General features: G+C 63.2%; 4 protein-coding genes. 3 read left to right on the top strand and 1 reads right to left on the bottom strand.

The features are described from left to right. The coding region (locus EOA86_RS26845; protein ID WP_245497381.1) for a GMC oxidoreductase at nt 1-690 on the top strand (690 nt) is incomplete at its 5' end. Nucleotides 691-753: 63 nt separating this feature from the next. Further along, nucleotides 754-2,217 carry a betaine-aldehyde dehydrogenase gene (gene betB, locus EOA86_RS26850; RefSeq protein ID WP_065010399.1) on the top strand — a complete coding sequence of 488 codons (1,464 nt, stop codon included), beginning with the start codon at nt 754-756 and terminating at the stop codon, nt 2,215-2,217. A gap of 9 nt (nt 2,218-2,226) precedes the next feature. On the opposite strand, the gene EOA86_RS26855 is transcribed toward betB, so the two are convergent. Continuing rightward, complete coding sequence (locus EOA86_RS26855) at nt 2,227-3,138, bottom strand: LysR family transcriptional regulator (protein WP_065010398.1); 912 nt, start codon at nt 3,136-3,138, stop codon at nt 2,227-2,229. A 99-nt stretch (nt 3,139-3,237) separates the two neighbouring features. Between EOA86_RS26855 and EOA86_RS26860 the strand changes: the two genes are divergently transcribed. After that, nucleotides 3,238-3,539 (top strand): NmrA family NAD(P)-binding protein (locus EOA86_RS26860; RefSeq protein ID WP_128344461.1); only part of this gene is annotated, 302 nt, incomplete at its 3' end.

The raw sequence follows: 3,539 nt of genomic DNA on the forward strand, positions 1-3,539 counted from the left end.
CAATGGCTGTTCTTCAAGTCGGGTCTCGGCGCAACCAACCATTTCGAGGCGGCCGCCTTCGTGCGCTCGCGCGCCGGCGTCGACTATCCCGATATCCAGTATCATTTCATCCCGGCGGCGGTCCGCTACGACGGCAGGGCGGCGGCGAAGGCGCACGGTTTCCAGGCGCATGTCGGGCCAATGCGATCGAAGTCGCGCGGTTCTGTCACGCTGCGCTCGCCAGATCCCAAGTCGAAGCCGGTGATCCGCTTCAACTACATGTCGCATCCGGACGACTGGACCGAGTTCCGCCACTGCATCCGGCTGACGCGCGAGATCTTCGGCCAGTCGGCATTCGACCCTTATCGCGGCAAGGAGATCTCGCCGGGCTCGCACGTTCAGTCAGACGACGATCTCGACGCCTTTATCCGCGATCACGCCGAAAGCGCCTATCACCCTTGCGGCACCTGCAAGATGGGCCGCAAGGATGATCCGATGAGCGTCGTCGATCCGGAATGCCGTGTCATCGGCGTCGAGGCGCTGCGGGTCGCCGATTCCTCGATCTTCCCGCGCGTCACCAACGGCAATCTCAACGCACCGTCAATCATGACCGGCGAGAAGGCCGCCGACCACATTCTTGGCCGCACGCCGCAGGCGCCGTCCAACCAGGAACCATGGATCAATCCGCGCTGGCAGGTGTCGGATAGATAGGCGATGATCCGGCGGACTGTCTGCCCGCCGGCCCCCGACGAAAGACAATTTGGAGAAACTCTCATGCGCGCCCAGCCAAAGGCATCGCACTATGTCAACGGACGCTACATCGACGACGAGCAAGGTGTGCCGCTGCCGGTGATCTATCCGGCAACCGGCGAGACCATCGCGATGCTGCGTTCGGCGACGCCGAACGTGCTGGAACTCGCGATCGAAGCAGCGCGTGCAGCACAACCGGCCTGGGCGCGGCTGAAGCCGGTCGAGCGCGGGCGCATCCTGCGCCGCGCTGCCGACATATTGCGTGCGCGCAACGCCGACCTGGCGCGCATCGAGACGCTGGATACCGGTAAGGCAATCCAGGAGACTCTGGTGGCGGATGCGCCATCGGCAGCCGACTGCCTGGAATATTTCGGCGGCGCGGTCGCTGCTTATAATGGCGAGTCCTTCGATCTCGGCGGACCCTTTGCCTATACAAGGCGCGAGGCCCTCGGCGTCTGCGTCGGTATCGGCGCCTGGAACTACCCGATCCAGATCGCCGGCTGGAAATCGGCACCCGCGCTCGCCATGGGCAACGCCATGGTGTTCAAGCCGTCGGAGAACACGCCGCTGTCGGCGCTGGCGCTCGCCGAAATCTATACCGAAGCTGGGCTGCCCGACGGGCTGTTCAATGTCGTGCAAGGCTACGGCGATGTCGGCGCCGGCCTCGTCGGGCACGATGTCGTCGCCAAGGTCTCGGTGACCGGTTCGGTGCCGACCGGCCGCAAGGTGCTGTCGCTCGCCGGTTCGAAGATGAAGCATGCCACCATGGAGCTCGGCGGCAAGTCGCCGCTGATAGTCTTCGATGACGCCGATCTCGAAAACGCCATTGGCGGCGCCATGCTCGGCAATTTCTATTCGACCGGCCAGATCTGCTCCAACGGCACGCGGGTCTTCGTGCAGAAGGGTATCCACGACCGTTTCGTCGAACGGCTAGTCGAGCGGACCAAGAAGATCCGTATCGGTGATCCGCTCGACCAGGAGACGCAGATGGGGCCGCTTGTCTCCAAGGACCAGCATGAAAAGGTCATCGGCTATATCGAAGCCGGCAAGCAGGATGGCGCCGTGCTCGCCTGCGGCGGCAACGTGCCCTCGCTGCAGGGTTTCCAAGGCGGCTTCTTCGTCGAGCCGACGGTCTTCACCGGCGTCACCGACACGATGCGCATCGCCCGCGAGGAGATTTTCGGGCCTGTGATGAGCGTGCTGAAATTCGACGATGAGGACGAGGTGATCGATCGCGCCAACGACACCGAATTCGGCCTTGCCGCCGGCGTGTTCACGCGCGACTTGCGACGCGCCCACCGCGTCATCGCCGAGCTGCAGGCTGGCACCTGCTGGATCAACGCCTACAATCTGACCCCCGTCGAGATCCCGTTCGGCGGCTTCAAGCAGTCCGGTATCGGCCGCGAAAATTCGCTGGCGGCGCTGGCGCTCTATTCGCAGTTGAAGTCGGTCTATGTCGAGATCGGCGATGTGGCGAGCCCGTATTGAGGCTCGCGGCTACTGCTGGTCAGCCGCTGTATTTGCCCGACTGGAAATCCGGTCGGATGCAAGCACGATGAATGCCTTGACGAGGGGCGAGAGATGCCGGCTGCTCGGATATAGAACATGCAGCCCGCCGACCGGCGTCGTGTAGTCCCGGAGAACGCGGCTCAGCCGCCCTCCATTGATGAGGGGCTCGGCGATGCTGTGCGGCAATTGGGCGATGCCGAAGCCTGCGAGCGTGGCCGCAACGACCGCCTGCATTTCATTAGCGGCGAAGCGCCCGGCCACCGTGACCGTTTCCTGACCGTGTGGCCCGTCCAGCACCCAATGGGTGCCCGAGGTCGAAGGGCCTGCGATGACGCACTGGTGGTGTGCGAGATCCGCCAGGCATTCCGGCATCCCGCGCCTTGCGAGATAGTCCGGGCTGGCGCAGAGCAGCCTGTGCGTGGAGCCGAGCTTGCGGGCGATCAGCGTCGAATCCTGAAGAACCCCGGTGCGGAAAGCGAGGTCTATGCCGTCCTCGACCAGGTTGAGCTTGTCGTCAGTCAGGCGAAGTTCGACTTTGGTCTTCGGATACATTGCCAGAAAGTCGACCACAGCAGCTGTGAGGAAATGACCCCCGAAGCCAACGGGCGCCGAGATGCGAATTGTGCCCGATGGCTCCGCCCTCGCTTCCGCGAGGCGCAGATTTGCTTCCTCGATCGTCCGCAGGGCCTGGCTGCTCTGCTCGTAATAGAGACGCCCGGCATCCGTCACGTTGAGGCTGCGCGTCGTGCGCTGCAGCAGGCGAACCCCAACCTCACGCTCGAGCGCGGCAACGCGTCGACTGACCGTCGTCTTGGGCATGGCAAGCAGCCGCGCAGCAGCGGTGAAGCTGCCAGCTTCGACGACGCGAGCGAACACCACGATATCATTAAGATCGAGCATTGTATCCTTGCATGGCACAAAGTTTTCCAATTGTAGGCAATTATGCATCAATGTGACAAACCCTAATTTTGCTCCATCGGAAAAAGAAGGAGCAAACACATGACCACCAAACGAAGCGTTCTGGTGACCGGTGCCACAGGCCAGCAAGGCGGCGCAGTTGCGCGTGCCTTGCTGTCGAGTGGGCACCGCGTCAAGGCACTAACGCGCAGGCCGGACAGCGATGCTGCGCGGCAATTGGCGTCGGCAGGCGTCGAGATCGTGGCCAGCGATCTTGGCGATACGGCCTCCGTTGTGCAGGCAGCAAAAGACGTCGATACCACGTTCCTGATGGGCAACAGCTACGAGGCTGGCATAGCACAGGAAACCCGCCAGGGGATCCTTGCCGCCGACGCGGCGAAGGC

It is taken from the genome of Mesorhizobium sp. M5C.F.Ca.IN.020.32.2.1, from assembly GCF_004023105.1.
In the GTDB taxonomy this organism is placed as follows: domain Bacteria; phylum Pseudomonadota; class Alphaproteobacteria; order Rhizobiales; family Rhizobiaceae; genus Mesorhizobium; species Mesorhizobium wenxiniae.